The sequence below is a fragment of the Roseobacter weihaiensis genome, assembly GCF_020622345.1.
In the GTDB taxonomy this organism is placed as follows: domain Bacteria; phylum Pseudomonadota; class Alphaproteobacteria; order Rhodobacterales; family Rhodobacteraceae; genus Roseobacter; species Roseobacter weihaiensis.
This window is the reverse complement of the sequence record NZ_JACNMO010000006.1, coordinates 67,087-86,799: the sequence shown is the minus strand read 5'-3', so window position 1 is coordinate 86,799 and position 19,713 is coordinate 67,087. Positions and strand designations below refer to the sequence as shown.

Here is a 19,713-nt window from a genome sequence, read left to right as displayed (position 1 = left end):
GAATTTATACGATTTTTCTGGGGCAATGTCACGCGACGGACACAATATTTTGTGTCAAAGCACCGGGAGCAACACACCGACCAAAATCAGCAGAAAACCGGAGGTCAGATTGATCCGCCGCAGGTTGTCAGGCCGATTGATAAAGCCTCTGATCCGGTCGACACAGACCGCCAGCAGCACAGGTTCCCCGCGGGCAGGACGGTGACCGAGGCTGTGATGATGAGGGTCACAAGCGTGCCTGCGTTGCGCAACAGATCGCTGATGGTGATGGTCATGAGGCCAAAACGTCAGAGGCCCCGTCTGCCTCGTCTACCTCGAAATACTGGGCCCGGTCGCCCAGGGCGGAAAAGAGTTGCTTTTCGGTGCCGGTCATCCAGGCCTGCGCGCCGAGCGCTGCAATCTCATCGTAAAGCGCGGCGCGTCGGTCGGGATCGAGGTGCGCCGCCACCTCGTCCAGCAGCAACAGCGGGGCCGCCCCGAATGCCGCCGCCAGCGCCCGCGCATTGGCCAGAATAAGAGAGACCAGAAGCGCCTTTTGCTCCCCGGTGGAGCAATCCTTGGCAAGCACCTGCTTGTCCGCATAGGTGCCAATCAGATCGGCGCGGTGCGGCCCGATCAGCGTGCGCCCGGCGGTCAGATCGCGGTTGCGGCTCTCGGCCAGAGCGGTGCGCAGGTCGTCCTCCGACGTGGGCAGCGCCGCCTCGTTGTGGATCAGATCGAGGTCGGCGGTGGGAAAGGCCGTTTGCGCACCGCTCTGCGCCTCCGCCAGTTGGGCCAGCGCCCTGCGGCGGTTGCGGTCGATGGTGATCCCGGCCTCGGCCATCTGCGCTTCCAGGGCGAGATACCACGAAGGCTCGCGCACCATATCCTTGAGCAGACGGTTGCGTTCGCGCATGGCTTTCTCATAGGCCAGCGTGGCCTCGGCGTGATCGGGCTCAAAACTGAGCGTCATGCGGTCGAGAAAGCGCCGCCGCCCGTCGGCCCCTTCGATCCAGAGCCGGTCCATCGCCGGGATCAGCCAGAGCACGCGGGCAACACGGCCCAGGGCGATCTGCGGTGCTGCCTTGCCGTCGATGCGCACCTGCCGCGCCGCCCCGTCCTCGGACCATGTTTCGATCTCGTGGAGCTGGCCCAGCGACGACAGCTCGGTTGTGAGTTTCCAGCCCAGAGCCTCGGGTCGGCGGGCCATATCCAGGGCGCTGGCGCGTCGCAACCCGCGACCGGGGGAGAACATGGAAACCGCCTCAAGAACGTTGGTCTTGCCCGCGCCATTGGATCCGAAGAGCGCCACGGGCCTGCCGTCCAGCGCAAGGCGGGCCAACCGATGCGACCGGAAATGCGATAGCGTCAGGGTGTTCAGGCGCAAGACCACGGTGCGGGCTCTCTCTGCCTAGCGGCCGCCTTGGGGCGACGTCTGAAAAAGGGTGTCGTCCGGCCCGCAGGGATCAAACGCGCATCGGCATGACAACATAGACCGCGGACTGATCATTGCCTTCCCGCATCAGGGTCGGATCACCGGAGGAGTTGAAGAGGAAAACCGCATTCTCCCGGTCGACCTGACTGGCAATCTCCAGCAGGTATTTCGCATTAAAGCCGATCTCAAGCCGTTCATCTGCGTAGGCGACGGCCAGTTCCTCTTCGGCGGCACCGCTGTCGGGCGCGTTGACCGACAGGATGAGGCGGTCTTCATCCAGTTGCAGTTTCACCGCCCGCGAGCGTTCCGAGCTGACGGTGGCCACGCGGTCCACGGCCTGGGCGAAATCGGCGGCGTCTACCTCCAGCTTGCGGGTGTTGCCCTGCGGGATGACCCGGGTGTAATCGGGGAAGGTGCCGTCGATCACTTTCGAGGTCAGGGTGATATCGGGCGTGGCAAAGCGGACCTTGGTCTCGGAGACGGAGACCGCAATCTTCATCTCGTCATCCTCCAGCAGTTTGCGCAGCTCACCAACTGTTTTGCGCGGGACGATCACGCCCGGCATCTCGGCCGCCCCGTCGGGCAGGTCCGCATCGATCCGCGCGAGCCTGTGGCCATCTGTTGCCACGCAGCGCAGGACACGACCCCCGTCTGCCTCGGCGACATGCATATAGACGCCGTTCAGATAATACCTTGTTTCTTCTGTGGAAATCGCGAATTTCGACTTATCGAACAGCCGCCGCAAGACCGGCGCGTTGGCAGAAAAATTCGTGTCGTATTCGGATGATGCCATGATCGGGAAATCTTCTTTCGGCAGGGTCGCCAGAGAGAAGTTCGACCGGCCCGCATCGACCGTCAGCCGGCCTGTCGCGCTGTCTGCCGTCAGCGTGACAAGCGCCCCGTCCGGCAGTTTGCGCACAATCTCGTGCAGGGTGGTGGCGGAAACCGTCGTCGCCCCGGCGCGTTCGACCTGAGCCGGGGCCTTATCGACAATTTCGATATCAAGGTCGGTGGCCCGGAACGTGACATCGCTGCCTTCCGCTTCGATCAGCACATTGGCCAGGATCGGGATGGTGTTGCGCCGCTCCACAACAGACTGTGCCTGAGACACGGCCTTCAGCAGGGCCGCGCGTTCGATGCTGATCTTCATTGAGCCACTTCCTAATCCACTGTCGGGAGGGGCAAATTACCCTGTTTGACCGACTTCACAAGAGTTTTATGGATTTGTCGTGTGGAATGGGCAAGGCGTCAAGGTCTGTGGAGGCGTTCCGCACCCACAGACCCTGTTTTCCTCACTCTTCAAGGGCGCGGCGCAGCAATTCCAGATCTTCGGCGATCTGGCCGTCCTGCACCTTGAGTTCCTCGATGCGTTTGACACCATGCATGACAGTGGTGTGGTCGCGACCGCCGAACCGGCGGCCGATCTCGGGCAAGGACCGCGAGGTCATCTTCTTGCACAGATACATCGCCACCTGACGCGGACGCGCGTAAGAGCGCAGGCGCTTGGGGCCGATCATATCGCTCAGGCGGATGTTGTAGTGATCCGAGACCTTGCGCTGAATTTCCTCGACGGTGATCTTGCGCTCGGAAGCCCGCAGCACATCCGACAGACAGTCCTGGGTCAGATCCATGTTGATCTCGCGCCCGACCAGCGAGCCAAAAGCACAAAGCCGGGTCAGCGCGCCTTCGAGCACCCGCACGTTGGTCGAGATGCGATGCGCCAGGAATTCCAGAACGCCTTCTTCGATCTCCAGTCCCGGATAATTCTGGCGTTGCTGATCCATCTTGCTTTGCAGAATCCCGAGCCGGAGTTCATAGTCTGTCGGATGCAGGTCGACGACAAGGCCACACTGCAGGCGGGATTTCACGCGTTCTTCCATATCCTTGATCTCACCCGGCGCGCGGTCGCCCGAGATGATGATCTGCTTGTTCTGGTCAACAAGCGCGTTGAAGGTGTGAAAGAATTCCTCCTGCGTGCTGTCCTTGCCCGCAATGAATTGCACATCGTCAACCATAAGCACATCGACGGACCGGAAAATTTCCTTAAAATCCATCATTTTCCGATCACGCAAGGCTTGCACGAAGCGGTACATGAACTGCTCCGCCGAGAGATAAAGCACATTCAGGTCCGGGCGGCGTTGGCGCAGCTCATGGGCAATCGCGTGCATCAGGTGAGTCTTGCCGAGGCCAACGCCCCCATAAAGGAACAGCGGATTGAAGGTCACGGGCCCGCCTTCGGCGACGCGCTTGGCCGCGGCATAGGCCAGCTCGTTGGGTTTGCCGACGATGAAGTTCTCAAAGGTAAAGCGCGCATCGAGCGGGGCCGCGGAGAGATGGCCTGTCGCGCGGTTTTTGGCGGCAGGGGCCCGCGCGGGTTCGGCGGCGGCCTGTGATGGCTTGGCACCCGAGTTCACATGCGACGGGACGGCAAAGCGCAAGCGGCGGACCTCCGGATCCTCGCAGCGCAGCTCGTGCAGGATAAGGTCAGCAAAATTCTGGCTCACGTAATTCCCCAGGAAATTCGTGGGCACCTCAAAGGTCGCAATCCCGTCATGCGAATTGCTGAATTCTATTGGCTCTATCCAGTTCTTGTAGTTGTTCTGCCCCACCGTTTTGCGTAACCGTTGTCTTAGCTGTCCCCATTGCTCTTTTGTCATTTTTGACCTGCATTCCTTATAGCATTCCAAATTAACGTCCGACCCCACCATTCGAAGGCCACACCGCCACCCACTTTGCCCGACAAGGCTCCGCCATGCTCTTTCCTTAGGAGGAAAAAGGCGTCGTCCGTCGGACATTTTACAGAAGGGCATCGACCGATCTTTGAAAGCCCTGCACACCTGAGCCTTCTTCAGATCAGATCGGGTTGCCCCAACCGTACTCTTATTTGACAGGGCAAAACGTTGACCGTGCAGCGCTTGCAGACTGAAGGCAAAGTGTTTCCAAATTACCCAGCCCCCGACATCCCTTGTGTCGCTGCAAAACGACGAGATTCGAGGCCTGTCCCCCCATGCGAGATGAATCGCACTATGTTGGTAGCAACTTCGCCAGCGACGGGGCAACCTAACTTCATTCTTGACTCTGAGTATTTCGAAAAAGAATCTCTCGGCCCCCGGAAGAGTCTCAAAAACGGCATAAAAAAAACGCCGCTGAGCGGCGTTTCCGTTAATAATCGTTAAGCGTTTAGGCCAGTGCTTTGACGCGGGAGGCGAGGCGAGACATTTTCCGAGCAGCCGTATTCTTGTGAAAGACGCCTTTTGTCACACCGCGCATCAGCTCTGGTTGAGCAGCGCGCAGAGCGGTGGTTGCCGCGTCCTTATCGCCGGAGGCAATGGCCTCTTCGACGCGGCGCAGAAATGTCCGGATGCGCGAGCGACGCGCTTTGTTGATCTGGAAACGGGTCTCGTTCTGACGAGCACGTTTTTTGGCTTGGGGCGTATTTGCCATGCGTGAAAAACCTTTTCTTGGGTTTGTTGTCTTATTTCGAACGCGTGACGCCAACCCGGAACGGAGCCTTTGGCCCTTCGGTGATTCTAGCCTGAGCGGGCTGCACGCGCATGTCTGGCGCGCTCTATACGCAGGTTCGCGGCCAATGCAAAGCACAAAAAAGACGAAAGTGCATGGTTTGGCATGTGGTTACGCTACATGAAGCCGCAGTTGGAGAGCAGCGAGCGTCCCAGCATATGTTTCACCTTCGACGCTCATAAAGGCGTCCATGATAACAACAAATCTCCCGTGCCTTCGGTTTGGCCAGATTAGCGGTGACAACAGCGGCGCATCAAATGGCCAGGTCGAAATTGAGACTGGCCGGGATGGCACCGCGACCCGGGAAGGTGGCTTTGGTTCTGTCAGAAATAGCCACCACGCCCCGATGGACATCTCTGGCTGGCAGATCCGGTCTGACCCTGCGGGGACGCATGCGCCAGACCGGCCACATGATGGTCTCTATCATATCCTCCCGCCGGATACGGTCCTTTAACCCTTTGGACTATTATTATTAATGAGATAAACGGATCCATGCCCAATTGAGTGCAGAAGGTCCCTGAGGATGGCATGCGCCCCTGCCCGATCCGGGCAATCTCCGGAGCGGGTGCGGGTCTGCTGAACCAATGCGCAAGCCCGTCAGCCCATGCGCGGCCAGGAACGCCGCAGTGCAGCGTGACGGTGGCAAAGGCGGCGCTTGGATTTTTGGCCGGCTCCGGGCAATTCGCTGGGCTCAGCAATGCGAAATTACTGCTGCGCGTCCGATGATATAACACCCGTCATTTATCCCGGAATTGTGCCTCGCGCTTCTCCACAAAGGCGGCCATTCCTTCGGACTGATCTTCGGTCGCGAAGAGTGAATGGAACACGCGGCGCTCGAACAGGAGCCCTTCGCTCAGCGTCGTCTCATATGCGCGGTTCACCGCCTCTTTGACGACCATGACTGAAATCATCGATTTCTCGGCAATTTTCTGCGCAGCTCCATGTGCCTCTTCCAACAGCTTTTTGCAGGGCACCACCCGGCTGACGAGACCTGCGCGTTCTGCTTCTTCGGCATCCATAAAGCGACCGGTGAGGTTCATGTCCATGGCCTTTGACTTGCCCACCACGCGTGTCAGACGCTGCGTGCCCCCCATACCGGCGACCACGCCGAGGTTGATCTCCGGTTGGCCGAATTTGGCGGTATCAGAACAAATGATGAAATCGCACATCATCGCAAGCTCGCAACCACCGCCAAGCGCGTAGCCCGAAACAGCAGCAATGATCGGCTTGCGGACCCGCAGGATCTGATCGGTTTCGGCCGTAAAGAGATCGCCCGAGAAGACATCGACGAAGCTCTTGTCTTTCATCATCGCGATATCCGCGCCAGCCGCGAAGGCCTTTTCGGACCCGGTGACGATAATGCAGCGGACTTTGTCATTGTCCTGAGCGGCGCTCAGCGCGTCGGCCAATTCTCCCATCAGCTCATCGTTGAGCGCATTCAGCGCATCCGGACGGTTCAGTGTGATCTGTGCCACATGGTTTTCCACGTCCAAGATGATCGTTTCATAGGCCATGAAGTAAGCTCTCGTTGTTGTCTTGAGGTGGCAGTCAATATCATGACACCCGGTTGGTTCAAGCTATCTTTGACATTGCGCACAGTAGAAAGATGAGCGTCCCGATTGCACGATTCGCCTGATGACGCCGGGGCAGTCGGGCGTGCGGCAGGGGTCGCCTTCGCGCCCGTAGACGTCAAAGCTGTGTTGGAAATATCCAAGTTCTCCATCAGCTTGGCGGAAGTCCCGCAGGGAGGATCCGCCCGCTTCAATCGCATCTGACAGCACATCACGGATGATCGGAACAAGTCGGGCCACACGCGGCGCACTTACCTTTCCCGCCTTGCGTGCAGGGTGAATTTTTGCGCGAAAAAGTGCCTCACAAACGTAGATATTCCCCAATCCGGAGACAATCCGCTGGTCAAGCAGAACGGATTTGACCGGGGAATTCTTGTTTTTGAAGGCGTGAATCAGATGTTTTTCGTGGAAATCATTGCCCAGAGGTTCAGGGCCCAGCACCGTCAGCAGCTTGTGATTGGCGGCTGTTGCCGTCGCCATCAGGTCCATCGCGCCAAAGCGGCGCGGGTCATTGAAAGTGATCCGCGCGCCATTGGCCATGTGAAAGACCACATGATCGTGTTTTTGCGCCGGAGGGTGGTCGTGCACGAACTGGCCCGGCATGTGTTCGGCCAGCCTTGGGTTGGACGGATCGCCCGAGATCAGCATCCGCCCTGACATGCCCAGATGGATGAGCAACGTCTCGTCGCTGTCCAGATCAGCGAGGATGTATTTCGACCGCCTGCGCAGCCGTTCCACCTTTTTGCCCGTCAGCCGGGCGGCCATGTTCGCCGGAAAAGGCCAGCGCAGATCGGGCCGGTTCACATCCGCCTGCGCGATGACCACGCCCTCCATCGCGGGGGCCAGGCCGCGACGGACGGTTTCAACTTCAGGAAGCTCGGGCATTTCATTTCCCTGTGACCAAAGGGACGCATTGTGCCTGCCCTCTCGCACTCTATAACAAAGGACGAAGTGCAAGGACCACAAGAGCTTATGAGCGACGAAAGCGACAAAACCACCCATTTCGGATTTGAAACCGTGCCCGAAGGCGAAAAGGCCGGGCGGGTGCAGGGGGTCTTTTCTTCAGTGGCGAGCAGATATGACATCATGAATGATGTGATGTCAGGCGGTATCCACCGGCTGTGGAAAGACGCCATGATGGATTGGCTGGCCCCGCGCGCCGGTCAACGGCTGCTCGATGTGGCGGGTGGCACCGGTGACATCTCCTTTCGGTTTCTCAAACGCGCGGGCACGGGCCATGCGACGGTGCTGGATCTGACTGAATCCATGCTGGTGGAGGGCCGCAAACGCGCTGAAGCCGAAGCCATGAGCGACCAGCTCGATTGGGTCACCGGGGATGCCATGGCGCTGCCCTTTGCTGACAACAGCTTTGACGTCTACACGATCTCTTTCGGGATCAGAAATGTGACCCGGCCCCAGGAGGCGCTGGCCGAAGCCTTCCGCGTGCTGCGTCCCGGCGGGCGGCTGATGGTGCTTGAATTCAGCCAATTGCCTAACCCGGCGATGCAAAAAGCCTATGATCTCTATAGCTTTAACGTCATTCCGCGGATGGGTCAGATGATTGCGGGCGACCGCGACAGCTATCAGTATCTTGTGGAATCCATCCGCAACTTCCCCGATCAGGAGACTTTTTTGCAGATGGTGCGCACGGCAGGGTTCGAGAATGCCAAATACCGAAACCTGACGATGGGCGTCGCCTGTCTGCATTCCGGCTGGAAGCTCTGAATGCGCGGACCTCACAACATCTGGCGCTTGATCCGAACAGGCGCCACGCTGGAACGCACCGGCGCCATGAATGTGGTGCTGGACGCCTTTGAGGCGCCGCCGGCCTTGCGGTTCGTCGCGCGGGCGCTTGGGCTGCCGTTCAAGTTTCTGGGCTACAAGGGCGATCCGACCATGCCGCCGGCCACCCGTGCGCTGACCGCTTTGGGCCCGGCCTACATCAAGTTCGGGCAAATCCTGTCGACCCGCCCGGATGTGGTGGGCGACGAATTGGCCGTGCAACTGCGCGTGTTGCAAGACAAGCTGCCCCCCTTTTCGGTGGCCGAGGCCAAGGCGGAGGTCCAAAAGGAATTGGGTGTTTCGGTTGATGCGGTGTTCTCCGAGTTCAGCGCACCGGTGGCGGCCGCCTCCATCGCGCAGGTGCATCAGGCGACCATCTCTGAAACCGGTGAAAAGGTCGCGGTCAAGGTCCTGCGTCCGGGGATCGAACGCGCCTTTGCCAAGGATGTGGATGCGTTTTACCTCGCGGCCCGCATGGTCGAAATTTTTGCCCCCGGCGCGCGGCGTTTGCGCCCGATGGAGGTGATCGAGCACTTTGACGGGGTTGTGCAGGGTGAGTTGGACCTGCGGCTTGAATCCTCCGCCGCGTCCGAATTTGCCGCCAACACCAAGACCGACGAAGGCTTTCAACTGCCCGAGATCAAATGGGAACTCTCGGCCCGCCGGGTGATGACCCTTGGCTGGGCGGATGGCGTCCCGATGGGGGATAATGCCGCGATTGACGCGGCCGGGCACAACCGGATCGACCTGGGCAACCGGGTACTGCAGCTCTTTCTCAGTCACGCGTTGCGGGACGGGTTCTTTCACGCTGATATGCACCAGGGCAACCTCAAGGTCGCGCCCAATGGTGATATCATCGCCTATGATTTCGGCATCATGGGGCACATCGACGAATACACCCGCCGCGTTTACGCCGAAATCCTCTTTGGCTTTATTCGTAAGGATTACAAACGGGTGGCCGAGGTGCATTTTGAGGCAGGCTATGTGCCCGCTGACAAGGATGTGGATGAATTTGCCCGCGCCCTGCGTGCCGTGGGCGAGCCGATTTTTGGCATGGACGCCAATAAGATCTCCATGGGGCGGTTGCTGAATTACCTGTTCGAGGTGACCGAGCGGTTCGGCATGGAAACGCGGACCGAGCTGATCCTCTTGCAGCGCACGATGGTGGTGGTGGAAGGGGTCGCGCGGTCGCTCAACCCGCAGATCAACATCTGGCAGGTCGCGAGCCCCATCGTGACCAATTATATCTCGAAATCCATCGGGCCGCGGGCGACGCTGAGCGATCTGGCCAAGACCGCGCGCGTCGTGTCCCGATTCGGCCCGCGGCTGCCCGCGCTGGTCGAAGAGGCCCTGATCCGTCAGGCGAACCCCCCACCGGCGCGCAGGGAAAGCGGCCTTTTCCGGTGGGTTTTGGGGGCGGTCATCCTGGGTCTGACCATCGGGATATCGGGGTCTCTGACGTTGATCGCGGTGGATATGATCCTGTTCTGACGCGGGTGCCGAAGCGTCACCCGCCCTTTTCAGAGGCTCTCGATCGCCAGCGCAATGCCCTGCCCGCCACCGATACACATGGTGATGAGCGCCCGCTTGCCCTGGATGCGCTCCAGCTCATAGAGCGCCTTGAGCGTGATGATCGCCCCCGTCGCCCCGACTGGATGCCCCAGCGCAATCGCGCCGCCGTTCGGATTGACCTTGTCCCCGTCGAGCCCCAGCTCCTTGCTGACGGCCAGCGCTTGCGCCGCAAAGGCTTCGTTGCTTTCAATCACGTCGAAGTCACCAACGGTCAGGCCGGTGCGGTGCATCAGGTTTTGCACCGCCGGGACAGGCCCGATGCCCATGACTTCGGGGCGCACACCGGCATGCGCATAACCCAAAACCCGCGCCTTGGGTGAGAGCCCCGCCGCTTCTGCGGCCTCGGCCGTCGCCAGCACCAGTGCTGCGGCGCCGTCATTGATACCGCTGGCATTGCCCGCCGTCACCGTGCCGTCTTTCTGGAACACCGTGCGCAGCCCGGCGAGCGCCTCTGCCGTGGTTGCCTTGGGGTGCTCGTCCACCTCGAAGCTGACCATGTCGCGTTTAACGCGCACCTCCACGGGTGCGATCTGCGAGGCAAAATGCCCTGCCTCCAGGGCTGCGGCCGCGCGTTGCTGGCTTTGCAGGGCAAAGCTGTCCTGCTCGGCGCGGCTGATGTCATGCTCGGACGCGACATTCTCTGCCGTGACGCCCATGTGCCCGGTGCCAAACGGGCAGTTCAACGCCCCCAGCATCATGTCGAGTGATTTGACATCGCCCATCTTTGCACCCCACCGTTGTTGCGGGATGATGAAGGGGGAGCGCGACATGTTCTCCGCCCCACCCGCAAGGCCAAATCCGGCATCGCCCAGCATCAGGGACTGAATGACGGACACGATGGCCTGCGCGCCCGACCCGCAAAGGCGGTTCACATTCATCGCCGGCACGCTGTCCGGGACACCGGCCTGCATCGCGGCGACACGGCTGAGGTACATGTCGCGCGGTTCGGTGTTTATCACATGCCCAAAGGCCACATGCCCGATCTGATCGCCCGCGACGCCGGATTTCTCCAAGGCTGCTTTGCTTGCGGTTGTCGCAAGCTCGATGGGAGGCGTTGCAGCCAGTGCGCCGCCAAAGGTTCCGATGGCCGTGCGTGCGCCGTCCAGAATTACGATGTCGTGGGTCATGGTATCCTCCGCTTGCATGTTTTGGGCACTATGCCTTTGAGGGGCAGCATTGTCAGTGGCAACGTGCCGTCAAGCGGGATGCGATATTGACAGTCTCCTTTATATACGCGAATTATCCGATATGGCGGATACCACTGACCCGATCCTCGGCCAATTGCCCGCACGTCTGAAAGAAGCACGGCAGGGGCTTGGGCTGTCACTGGATGCGGTGGCGAAACTGTCCGGGGTATCCCGGTCGATGGTCAGCCAGATCGAGCGGGGCGAGAGCAGCCCGACAATTGCCACCCTGTGGAATCTGACCCGCGCCTTGCAGGTCGATTTTGCCGGGTTGCTGGACATGGCGGCGAAGACCGCAGAGATCGAGACCTTGCGCAGTTCAGACGTGCCAACCATCAATAATAAAGGAAAAAGCGTTCGTATTCGCATTCTGTCCCCCCCGGAGGAGGCCGGGCGGCACGAGGTCTATGAGCTGGTGTTTGCCCTCGATGGGGAGCTGGACAGCCAGCCTCATGCCAGGGGCGCGCGCGAGCATCTGACCGTGATCGAAGGTGTCGTCGATGTGACAAGCGGTGAGAACGTCAGCCGTCTGCAAGCCGGCGATACGGCGCGCTATAGCGCCGATGTCCCCCACCGGATCAAAGCTGTTGGTACCGCCCGCGCGTTTCTGGTTGTCCAAACCGGCTAATGACGTGATACTGGAATAATTCCAAAATAACAGAAATATATATTTCGGAATCATATCCGACATGGTAAAGGTGCCCGCAAAGGAGAGTTTTGACATGACCCAGGCCTATCTCGCGCATATCACCGACACGCTCGACCAGATTGCGGCCGACGGTATGATGAAGCGTGAACGGGCGATTACATCGCCGCAGTCGGGCACAATCTCCGTCGGGGACCGCAGCGTCATCAACCTCTGTGCGAACAATTATCTGGGTCTTGCCGATCATCCTGATCTGATTGCGGCGGCCCGTGACGCGATGGCCCCGCGCGGCTTTGGCATGGCATCGGTTCGGTTTATCTGCGGTACGCAGGACCTGCACCGGGCCTTGGAAGCGCGTCTTGCTGAATTTCTTGGCATGGAGGATTCGATCCTTTTCGCGGCGTGCTTTGATGCCAATGGCGGTCTTTTCGAGCCGCTTCTGGGGCCCGAGGACGCGGTGGTGTCTGACGCGCTCAATCATGCGTCGATCATTGATGGCATCCGGCTCTGCAAGGCGCGGCGCTACCGCTATGCCAATTCCGACATGGCCGATCTGGAGGGTCAGTTGAAACTCGCCCGTGACGAAGGGGCACGTTTTACAATGATCGCGACGGATGGTGTTTTCAGCATGGACGGCTATCTCGCGAAACTACCCGAGATCAAGGCCCTGGCGGAGAAATACGAGGCGATGGTGATGGTCGATGACTGCCACGCCACCGGGTTCATGGGCCCGCAAGGTCGCGGCACCCCGGCAGAGGCGGGCGTGTCGGTCGACATTCTGACCGGTACCTTGGGCAAAGCGCTGGGCGGGGCCATCGGCGGCTATATCGCGGGGCCGCAGCCGGTGATCGATCTGCTCAGGCAGCGTGCGCGGCCTTATCTCTTTTCCAACTCCCTTCCGCCATCCATTGTCGCGGCGGGGCTCAAGGCGCTCGACCTTGTTGAAGCAGGCGATGACCTGCGCGAAAAGCTCTTTGCCAATACGCGGTACTGGCGGGACGGCCTGACTGCGGCGGGGTTTGACCTGTTGCCCGGCAGCCATCCGATTGTGCCGGTGATGCTGGGGGACGCACAGGTGGCACAGGATATGGCGGCGCGGCTTTTTGAGGAGGGGGTCTTTGTTTCGGGGTTTTTCTACCCGGTGGTGCCGCGCGGACAGGCGCGTATCCGCACGCAGATGAGCGCGGCCCTGAGCCGGGAGGATCTGGACAAGGCGTTGGCGGCCTTCAAAGTTGCCGGTAAAGCCGTGGGGGTGATCGCATGAGCAACGAGATGAAGGCACTGTCGAAACTGTACCCGCGCGAAGGGTTGTGGATGACCCAGGCGCCGGTGCCGGAGATCGGGCCGGAGGACGTGCTGATAAAGATCAACAAGACCGGCATCTGCGGCACGGATATCCACATCTGGAACTGGGATGACTGGGCCGCCGAGACGGTGCCGGTGCCGATGATCACCGGCCATGAGTTTGCGGGCGAGATCGTGGAGCTTGGGCGCAATGTCACCGATCTGACCATCGGTCAGCGCTGTTCGGGCGAGGGGCACCTGATTGGCAAGACCTCGCGCCAGAGCCGCGCGGGCAAGTTTCACCTCGATCCCGGCACGCGCGGCATCGGCGTGAACGAGCAGGGAGCCTTTGCGCAATATCTGCGCTTGCCGGCCTTCAATGTCGTGCCGTTGCCGGATGATATTCCCGATGAGATCGGCGCGATCCTCGATCCTCTGGGCAATGCGGTGCACACCGCATTGAGCTTCGATCTGATCGGAGAAGACGTGCTGATCACCGGCGCGGGTCCCATCGGGATCATGGCCGCCGCCGTGGCGCGTCATGCGGGCGCACGGCATGTGGTCATCACGGACGTGAATGCGGACCGGTTGGCGCTCGCCACCAAGGTTGCGGATGTGGTCCCCGTCAATGTTACAGAGGCCGATTTGGCCGAAACGGTCTCTGATCTGGGGATGAAACAGGGCTTTGACGTGGGTCTTGAGATGTCGGGCAACCAGCAGGCTCTGGATCAGATGGTGGAGGCGATGACCATGGGCGGCCGGATCGCGATGCTGGGGATTCCGCCTGGAAAATCGCCGGTTGATTGGAGCCGGATCGTCTTTAAGGCGATCACGATCAAGGGTGTTTACGGGCGCGAGATTTTCGAGACCTGGTACAAGATGATCGCCATGTTGCAGAACGGTCTGGACGTCAGCCGGGTCATCACCCACACATTCCCGGTGGATGCGTTCGAGGCGGGGTTCGCGGTGATGAGGTCGGGTAAATCGGGCAAGGTCGTGCTGGATTGGACCATCTAGACGGCAGGATCAGGGGATCAGCGGAACCCGGCCGGCATCGGACAACAGCCAGCAGTCGCGGCCTTCGAAAACCGCGGCATTCAGCGGTCTGAAATAGCCAGCACCCCCATCAAGGTTGACCCGGTTGCCTGCGTGCTGGGGATGCTCCAGCGCGGTATGGCCATGCACCACCAGTTTGCCGAAAGAGCCCTTGTGGGTCAGAAACGGGTCTCTGATCCAGACCAGATCATCCTCCTCCTGTTGCGCAAGCGGCACACCGGGGCGCAGACCGGCATGCACAAAGATCAAGTCGTCGGTTTCATGTATCAGCGGCAAGTTTCGCAGAAAGTCGAGATGGGCCTCGGGCACGGCCTGCCGGGCCTCCGCATGGATCGGGGGAATGGGCCAGCCGTCTTCTGCCAGCACGCCATAGGACAGCAGTGTTTTGTCGCCCCCCAAACGCGGATGAAGCCAGAAAAGACCCGTGGCTGTGCAGGGGTCCTGTATGATCATATCATCCACAAACCGGGTCAGATAACGGTCGTGATTGCCTTTGAGGCACATCCAGTTGCGGCCTCGCGCTTGCCCGTCGATCAGTGTCTGCACAACGGCCTTGCTGTTCAGGCCGCGATCGACATAGTCGCCGACAAAAACCACCTTGGCCTCTGGGCCACCTTCTTTCTCGATCAGCTCCAGCACACGGTGAAGCTCTTCGAGCTGTCCGTGGATGTCTCCAATCGCGTAAATCGGGTCTGGCATGGCGGCGTTCCTGTTTTGAATAGTGATGCCGTATCCAGCCCGCGGTGGAAAGACCCTGAACCGGCCGGTGGAGAAAGAAAAAGCGCCCTGTGGCGCCTTCCCTTGGTTTGGGTGAGGAGTGGCTTAGGCCACGTCGAACATCAGCGGCTTCACCTGGGTAAAGAGCCCGGTCTCCTGCAGCTTTTCGATCACCGGTCCGGGCACCTGCTCGTCCACGTAGAGAAGTGCGATGGCCTCGCCCTTCGCAGCGGCCCGGCCCAGTGTAAAGTTCGCAATGTTGACGCCATTGGCTCCCATCGTCTGACCCAGCGTGCCGATGATGCCGGGCACGTCCTCGTTTGTGGTGTAGAGCATATGTGCGCCCACTTCGGCGTCGATCTGGATGCCCTTGATCTGGATAAAGCGCGGCTTGCCATCCGAGAAGACGGTGCCCGCAATCGACCGCTCGCGTTTGTCCGTGACCACGGTCACCTTGATGTAGCCGTCAAAGACGCCGGATTTGCTCTGGTTGGTGGTCGAGATCTTGATCCCGCGCTCCTGTGCGATCACCGGGGCAGAGACCATGTTCACATCCGGGTTGGCCTTTTTCATGATGCCCGCCACAGCGCCGCAGTTCAGCGCAGAGAGGTTCATCTCCGCCACCGACCCGTCGTAGAGGATATTGATCGCCTTGATCGGCTCATCGGTCATCTGCCCGATAAAGGCCCCAAGGTGGCCCGACAGCTTGAGCCACGGGCCCATGACCTTGGCCTCTTCGGCGGTAACAGAGGGCATGTTGAGCGCATTGGCCACCGCGCCGGTCAGCAGGTAATCCGACATCTGCTCTGCCACCTGCAGGGCGACATTTTCCTGCGCTTCGGTGGTGGCGGCCCCAAGATGCGGGGTACAGACGACATTTGGCAGGTTGAACAGCACGTTTTCCGTCGCCGGTTCCTGCGCAAAGACGTCAAAGGCAGCCCCCGCCACATGGCCTGATGTCAGCGCTGCAGCCAGCGCTTCCTCATCCACCAGCCCGCCGCGGGCACAGTTGATGATCCTTACCCCAGGTTTCATTCTGGCGATGGCATCGGTGCTGAGGATATTCGCGGTTTGATCGGTAAAAGGCACATGCAGCGTGATGAAATCGGCGCGTGTGAGCAATTCGTCAAGTTCGACTTTCTGCACACCCATCTTCTCGGCCTTTTCTGCCCCAAGAAAGGGGTCATAGGCCACAACCTTCATCTTGAGGCCAAGGGCGCGGTCGCAGACGATGCCGCCGATATTGCCGGCGCCGATGACCCCCAGCGTCTTGCCGGTCAGCTCCACACCCATGAACTTCGATTTCTCCCATTTGCCCGCGTGGGTGGAGGCAGAGGCTTCGGGGATTTGACGCGCAACGGCAAACATCATCGCAATGGCGTGCTCCGCCGTCGTGATCATGTTCCCGTAGGGTGTGTTCATGACGATAATACCCTTTTTAGAGGCTGCATCCTTGTCGATGTTGTCGGTCCCGATGCCCGCGCGACCGATCACTTTCAGGTTGCCCGCCGCTGCGATGATCTTTTCGGTGACCTTGGTGGCGGAACGGATCGCGAGACCATCGTAGTCACCGATGATCCGGGCCAGTTTCTCTTTGTCCTTGCCCACGTCGGGCTGGAAATCGACCTCGATGCCGCGGTCTTTGAAAATCTGTACTGCGGCAGGAGAAAGCTTGTCGGAAATGAGTACTTTGGGAGCCATTTTCGGGGTCCTTTTTTGAGAGGGGTAAAGCGGCGCAGAGGGGCTGCGCGCGCTGAAACTAGCTGTTGATTTCGGCGTCGAACGCCCAGGCGAGCCAAGGCAGCATCGCTTCGATATCTGCGGTCTCAACCGTGCCGCCGCACCAGATGCGCAGGCCCGCAGGGGCGTCGCGATAGGCCCCGATGTCGAATGCGATATCCTCGTCCGCCAGCCGTTTCGCAACGGCCTTGGCGAAGGCCGCACCATCCGTGATGCGCGGGTCGGTGAACTTCAGACAGACCGAGGTATTGGAGCGTGTCGCCGGATCAACCGCCAGAAAATCGATCCAGTCATGTGTCTCTACAAAGGTGAAAATCGCCCCTGCGTTGGCGTCGGCGCGGGCGATCATCCCTTGCAGGCCACCGACGGATTTGGCCCAGTCCAGCGCCAGCAGATAGTCTTCGACACAGAGCATCGACGGCGTGTTGATCGTGGCCCCGGTGAAGATCCCGTCGATCAGCTTGCCGCCTTTGGTCAGGCGGAAAATCTTGGGCAGCGGCCAGGGCGGGGTGTAGCTTTCCAGCCGGTCGACCGCGCGGGGGCTGAGGATCAGCATGCCGTGGGCCGCTTCACCCCCCAGCACCTTCTGCCAGCTGAATGTCGTTACATCGAGCTTGTCCCACGGCAGATCCATCGCAAAGGCCGCCGAGGTCGCATCACAGAGCGTGAGCCCGGCGCGGTCCGCCGGGATCACATCGCCCGAGGGGACACGCACACCCGATGTCGTGCCGTTCCAGGTAAAGCAGACATCGTTGTCGTAATTGAGAGTGGCCATATCCACGATCTCGCCATAGTCCGCCGTGTGAAGGCTGTGCTCGATCTTGAGCTGTTTGACCACATCCGTGACCCAGCCCGCGCCAAAGCTTTCCCAGGCGACCATCTGCACAGGCCGTTCGCCCAGGAGCGACCACATCGCCATCTCATAGGCCCCGGTGTCCGAGGCGGGCACGATACCGATACGGTAGTTGGCGGGCACCCCCAGAACCTCGCGGGTGATCTCGATTGCTGCGAGCAGTTTTGCCTTGCCCTCAGCCGCGCGGTGCGACCGGCCCAGCGGGGCGCCGGCAAGTTTGGTCAGATCAAAGGTGGGGGGTTTGGCACAGGGGCCCGATGAAAAACGCGGATTAGCCGGCCGCGTTGCCGGTGTCTTTATAGCCATCAATGCTATCCTTCCAGATAAGCGCCCTTCGTTGGGGAAGGGTGTCCCACCGACGCGTCTACGGGTCTGTGCAGGCTGGCGCAACAGGCAAAATGACGCTAGAACGCCGCAAATTCGCATTTTTGCGACCTCCCTGATGCGGATCGGAAACTTCGCCCATGTTCACCGTGACCCTGTTGTGTGCCCCCCAAAACCCTGTGTTGGATCCTGCTTTGGTCGCCGCCCTGCGCAACGCCTGGGGGGGGGGTGAGGCGATCTGGCTTGCCCCGGATATTGCCGCAGAGTTCGAGATTGGCCACCTGCCCGATAACCAGTGGCAGGTCTGGCAGAACCTGCAGGAGCGTGCCGTCGATCTGGTGATCCAGCCGACGCAAGGGCGTCGGAAAAAGATGCTGCTTGCGGATATGGACAGCACGATGATCCAGCAGGAATGCATCGACGAGCTGGCGGATGAAGCAGGTGTCGGGGCGCGGGTCAAAGACATCACCGCCCGTGCCATGAACGGTGAACTGGATTTTTACCAGGCGTTGACAGAGCGTGTCGGCCTGCTGAAAGGGTTGCCGGTGGCGACGATCGAAAAGACGCTGCGCGAGCGGATCACGCTGATGCCCGGCGGACCGGCGCTGCTGGCCACGATGAAGGCGCAGGGCGCTTACGCAGCGTTGGTCTCTGGCGGTTTTACCGCCTTTACGCAAAAGGTCGCCGCGACGCTGGGGTTTGACGAGAACCGGGCAAACACCTTGCTGAGCGCGGATGGTGCGCTGACCGGGGAGGTTGGCCTGCCGATCCTGGGGCAGCAGGCCAAAGTGGAGGCTCTCACCGAGATCACTCACCGTTTGGGGCTGGCAGAAAGCGAGGTGATCGCGGTCGGCGACGGGGCGAATGACCTCGGTATGCTGAGAAGGGCGGGGACGGGTGTGGCGCTGCACGCAAAACCGGTGGTTGCCGCTGAATGCGACATCCGCATCAACCACGGTGATCTGACGGCACTGCTCTATCTGCAAGGCTACGCGGAAAGCGATTTCGTCAGCGCTGTGTGAGCGGATCAGAGCAAGGCCGGGCCGGGGCGTATCCAGCCCGTGACGATCTCGCGCCGGTTCAGAATGGGCGCGTTCATCAGCCTGGCGGCGGCAGGGTGATCCGGCTCTAACACGCCCAGTTTCACCAGAATAGCAGCAATCGCGCATTCGGACGCGCGCGTTGCCCCATCGCTGATTTTCAGCGCGATCCCCAGCTTTTGGTCGGGAAGGATGGCATTGTAGAACCCCTCCGCGCCGGTTTTGATGACAACCTTGTCCTTTGTGGCGCGCATTAACTCGGTGCAGGCGCTGCCTTCTCCTGCCACAAACTCGGGGTGCAGGCGCATGGCCCGGTGCAGCGTGGCTTCGGGACTGCCCTCCGGGCTGGCCGCGAAATGCGCCATCGCCCGCGCCATTGCATGCAGGCTTCCGGCGAAATTCGGGGCCGAGCAGCCGTCGATCCCGAAACCGGGCGATGTCTCGCCGGTGACCCGTTCAAAGGCCTCCAAAACCGCTTTCTGCACGGGATGGTCTGTCTCGATGTATTCGGGGCCTGCGCGCAAATGCCGAGTCAACGTCAGAAACCCCGCATGTTTGCCGGAACAGTTGTTGTGATACTGGCAAGGGGTTTCCCCGGCCCGCCGCATCGCCTGCTCTGTCGGTGCATCATAGGGGAAATGCGCCCCGCAGCGCAGGTCGTGATCCGTCAAACCCAGGTTTGAGAGCCATGCGGTGACCCATTCGGTGTGCAGTGGCGCTCCGCGATGTGACGCACAGGCAAGCGCCAGATGCTCTGGCTTCAGCCCCGCCGCCTCAGCGGCCCCCGATGTCACCAAAGGCAGCGCCTGGATCATTTTGGAGGCGCTGCGCGACAGAACCACCTGATCGGGATTTCCCCAGGCGTCGACGATCTGGCCGGTATCATCGCAGATCACCGCATGCCCGTTGTGCACACTCTCCAAAAAGGGACCACGCCAAATTTCAACCATCGGAACGGAGTTCATGATTTTTTCCTCGGGATTTGGCAAATTTTTGCCAATCAGTCTT

Annotated in this window: 18 protein-coding genes; 6 read left to right on the top strand and 12 right to left on the bottom strand. The window is 60.5% G+C overall.

From position 1 onward, the window contains the following. Positions 1–104 precede the first annotated feature (104 nt). The 7 genes from H7847_RS08915 to mutM all read right to left on the bottom strand — a co-directional run bounded on the left by H7847_RS08915 (position 105) and on the right by mutM (position 7,392). Positions 105–275 carry a hypothetical protein gene (locus tag H7847_RS08915; RefSeq protein ID WP_227269128.1) on the bottom strand — a complete coding sequence of 57 codons (171 nt, stop codon included), beginning with the start codon at positions 273–275 and terminating at the stop codon, positions 105–107. Continuing rightward, positions 272–1,372, bottom strand: coding sequence for a DNA replication/repair protein RecF (gene recF / locus H7847_RS08910; protein ID WP_227269127.1), 1,101 nt, complete (start codon positions 1,370–1,372; stop codon positions 272–274). Before recF ends, H7847_RS08915 begins: the two co-directional genes overlap by 4 nt. Positions 1,373–1,445: 73 nt before the next feature. Next, positions 1,446–2,564, bottom strand: a complete 1,119-nt coding sequence (dnaN, locus tag H7847_RS08905) for a DNA polymerase III subunit beta (RefSeq protein WP_227269126.1) — start codon at positions 2,562–2,564, stop codon at positions 1,446–1,448. Positions 2,565–2,706: 142 nt separating this feature from the next. Further along, positions 2,707–4,071, bottom strand: coding sequence for a chromosomal replication initiator protein DnaA (gene dnaA / locus H7847_RS08900; RefSeq protein ID WP_227269125.1), 1,365 nt, complete (start codon positions 4,069–4,071; stop codon positions 2,707–2,709). Positions 4,072–4,594: 523 nt separating this feature from the next. Then, complete coding sequence (gene rpsT / locus H7847_RS08895; protein ID WP_227269124.1) at positions 4,595–4,858, bottom strand: 30S ribosomal protein S20; 264 nt, start codon at positions 4,856–4,858, stop codon at positions 4,595–4,597. 815 nt (positions 4,859–5,673) lie between these two features. Continuing rightward, positions 5,674–6,450, bottom strand: a complete 777-nt coding sequence (locus H7847_RS08890) for an enoyl-CoA hydratase (RefSeq protein ID WP_227269123.1) — start codon at positions 6,448–6,450, stop codon at positions 5,674–5,676. A gap of 63 nt (positions 6,451–6,513) precedes the next feature. Next, positions 6,514–7,392: a bifunctional DNA-formamidopyrimidine glycosylase/DNA-(apurinic or apyrimidinic site) lyase gene (gene mutM / locus H7847_RS08885; protein WP_227269121.1), complete on the bottom strand. Its 879-nt coding sequence runs from the start codon at positions 7,390–7,392 to the stop codon at positions 6,514–6,516. 87 nt (positions 7,393–7,479) lie between these two features. Here mutM and ubiE point away from each other — a divergent pair, with 87 nt between their 5' ends. Then, the gene (gene ubiE, locus H7847_RS08880) at positions 7,480–8,232 is read left to right on the top strand and encodes a bifunctional demethylmenaquinone methyltransferase/2-methoxy-6-polyprenyl-1,4-benzoquinol methylase UbiE (protein ID WP_227269119.1); all 753 of its coding nucleotides are present in this window, start codon (positions 7,480–7,482) and stop codon (positions 8,230–8,232) included. Next, on the top strand, positions 8,233–9,780 hold the full coding sequence (gene ubiB / locus H7847_RS08875) for a 2-polyprenylphenol 6-hydroxylase (RefSeq protein ID WP_227269117.1): 1,548 nt from the start codon (positions 8,233–8,235) through the stop codon (positions 9,778–9,780). Between the two features lie 29 nt (positions 9,781–9,809). Here the strand turns inward: ubiB and H7847_RS08870 are convergent, their stop codons facing one another. Then, positions 9,810–10,988 carry an acetyl-CoA C-acyltransferase family protein gene (locus tag H7847_RS08870; RefSeq protein WP_227269115.1) on the bottom strand — a complete coding sequence of 393 codons (1,179 nt, stop codon included), beginning with the start codon at positions 10,986–10,988 and terminating at the stop codon, positions 9,810–9,812. Between the two features lie 121 nt (positions 10,989–11,109). Here H7847_RS08870 and H7847_RS08865 point away from each other — a divergent pair, with 121 nt between their 5' ends. The 3 genes from H7847_RS08865 to tdh all read left to right on the top strand — a co-directional run bounded on the left by H7847_RS08865 (position 11,110) and on the right by tdh (position 13,992). Further along, a complete protein-coding gene (locus tag H7847_RS08865) occupies positions 11,110–11,673 on the top strand; it encodes a helix-turn-helix domain-containing protein (RefSeq protein WP_227269113.1) in 564 nt (187 codons plus the stop codon). Positions 11,674–11,767: 94 nt separating this feature from the next. Then, a complete protein-coding gene (locus H7847_RS08860; RefSeq protein WP_227269111.1) occupies positions 11,768–12,955 on the top strand; it encodes a glycine C-acetyltransferase in 1,188 nt (395 codons plus the stop codon). After that, the gene (gene tdh / locus H7847_RS08855; protein ID WP_227269109.1) at positions 12,952–13,992 is read left to right on the top strand and encodes an L-threonine 3-dehydrogenase; all 1,041 of its coding nucleotides are present in this window, start codon (positions 12,952–12,954) and stop codon (positions 13,990–13,992) included. The genes H7847_RS08860 and tdh overlap by 4 nt, the downstream gene beginning before the upstream one ends. A 9-nt stretch (positions 13,993–14,001) precedes the next feature. Here tdh and H7847_RS08850 read toward each other — a convergent pair whose 3' ends face one another. The 3 genes from H7847_RS08850 to H7847_RS08840 form a co-directional block, all read right to left on the bottom strand. After that, positions 14,002–14,730: a metallophosphoesterase family protein gene (locus H7847_RS08850; RefSeq protein WP_227269108.1), complete on the bottom strand. Its 729-nt coding sequence runs from the start codon at positions 14,728–14,730 to the stop codon at positions 14,002–14,004. A gap of 123 nt (positions 14,731–14,853) precedes the next feature. Then, on the bottom strand, positions 14,854–16,449 hold the full coding sequence (gene serA, locus H7847_RS08845) for a phosphoglycerate dehydrogenase (RefSeq protein ID WP_227269106.1): 1,596 nt from the start codon (positions 16,447–16,449) through the stop codon (positions 14,854–14,856). Between the two features lie 58 nt (positions 16,450–16,507). Continuing rightward, positions 16,508–17,647: a phosphoserine transaminase gene (locus H7847_RS08840; protein ID WP_227269104.1), complete on the bottom strand. Its 1,140-nt coding sequence runs from the start codon at positions 17,645–17,647 to the stop codon at positions 16,508–16,510. Positions 17,648–17,805: 158 nt separating this feature from the next. Between H7847_RS08840 and serB the strand changes: the two genes are divergently transcribed. Then, positions 17,806–18,687 carry a phosphoserine phosphatase SerB gene (gene serB / locus H7847_RS08835; protein WP_227269102.1) on the top strand — a complete coding sequence of 294 codons (882 nt, stop codon included), beginning with the start codon at positions 17,806–17,808 and terminating at the stop codon, positions 18,685–18,687. Between the two features lie 5 nt (positions 18,688–18,692). On the opposite strand, the gene H7847_RS08830 is transcribed toward serB, so the two are convergent. Next, positions 18,693–19,673, bottom strand: coding sequence for an asparaginase (locus H7847_RS08830; protein ID WP_227269263.1), 981 nt, complete (start codon positions 19,671–19,673; stop codon positions 18,693–18,695). Positions 19,674–19,713: the final 40 nt, after the last annotated feature.

Excerpts from the sequence above, each read along its gene's own strand:
- H7847_RS08915 (WP_227269128.1), bottom strand. The coding sequence starts at position 275 with ATGACCATCACCATCAGCGATCTGTTGCGCAACGCAGGCACGCTTGTG.
- dnaN (WP_227269126.1), bottom strand. The coding sequence starts at position 2,564 with ATGAAGATCAGCATCGAACGCGCGGCCCTGCTGAAGGCCGTGTCTCAG.
- dnaA (WP_227269125.1), bottom strand. The coding sequence starts at position 4,071 with ATGACAAAAGAGCAATGGGGACAGCTAAGACAACGGTTACGCAAAACG.
- rpsT (WP_227269124.1), bottom strand. The coding sequence starts at position 4,858 with ATGGCAAATACGCCCCAAGCCAAAAAACGTGCTCGTCAGAACGAGACC.
- H7847_RS08890 (WP_227269123.1), bottom strand. The coding sequence starts at position 6,450 with ATGGCCTATGAAACGATCATCTTGGACGTGGAAAACCATGTGGCACAG.
- mutM (WP_227269121.1), bottom strand. The coding sequence starts at position 7,392 with ATGCCCGAGCTTCCTGAAGTTGAAACCGTCCGTCGCGGCCTGGCCCCC.
- ubiE (WP_227269119.1), top strand. The coding sequence starts at position 7,480 with ATGAGCGACGAAAGCGACAAAACCACCCATTTCGGATTTGAAACCGTG.
- ubiB (WP_227269117.1), top strand. The coding sequence starts at position 8,233 with ATGCGCGGACCTCACAACATCTGGCGCTTGATCCGAACAGGCGCCACG.
- H7847_RS08870 (WP_227269115.1), bottom strand. The coding sequence starts at position 10,988 with ATGACCCACGACATCGTAATTCTGGACGGCGCACGCACGGCCATCGGA.
- H7847_RS08865 (WP_227269113.1), top strand. The coding sequence starts at position 11,110 with ATGGCGGATACCACTGACCCGATCCTCGGCCAATTGCCCGCACGTCTG.
- H7847_RS08860 (WP_227269111.1), top strand. The coding sequence starts at position 11,768 with ATGACCCAGGCCTATCTCGCGCATATCACCGACACGCTCGACCAGATT.
- tdh (WP_227269109.1), top strand. The coding sequence starts at position 12,952 with ATGAGCAACGAGATGAAGGCACTGTCGAAACTGTACCCGCGCGAAGGG.
- H7847_RS08850 (WP_227269108.1), bottom strand. The coding sequence starts at position 14,730 with ATGCCAGACCCGATTTACGCGATTGGAGACATCCACGGACAGCTCGAA.
- serA (WP_227269106.1), bottom strand. The coding sequence starts at position 16,449 with ATGGCTCCCAAAGTACTCATTTCCGACAAGCTTTCTCCTGCCGCAGTA.
- H7847_RS08840 (WP_227269104.1), bottom strand. The coding sequence starts at position 17,647 with ATGGCTATAAAGACACCGGCAACGCGGCCGGCTAATCCGCGTTTTTCA.
- serB (WP_227269102.1), top strand. The coding sequence starts at position 17,806 with ATGTTCACCGTGACCCTGTTGTGTGCCCCCCAAAACCCTGTGTTGGAT.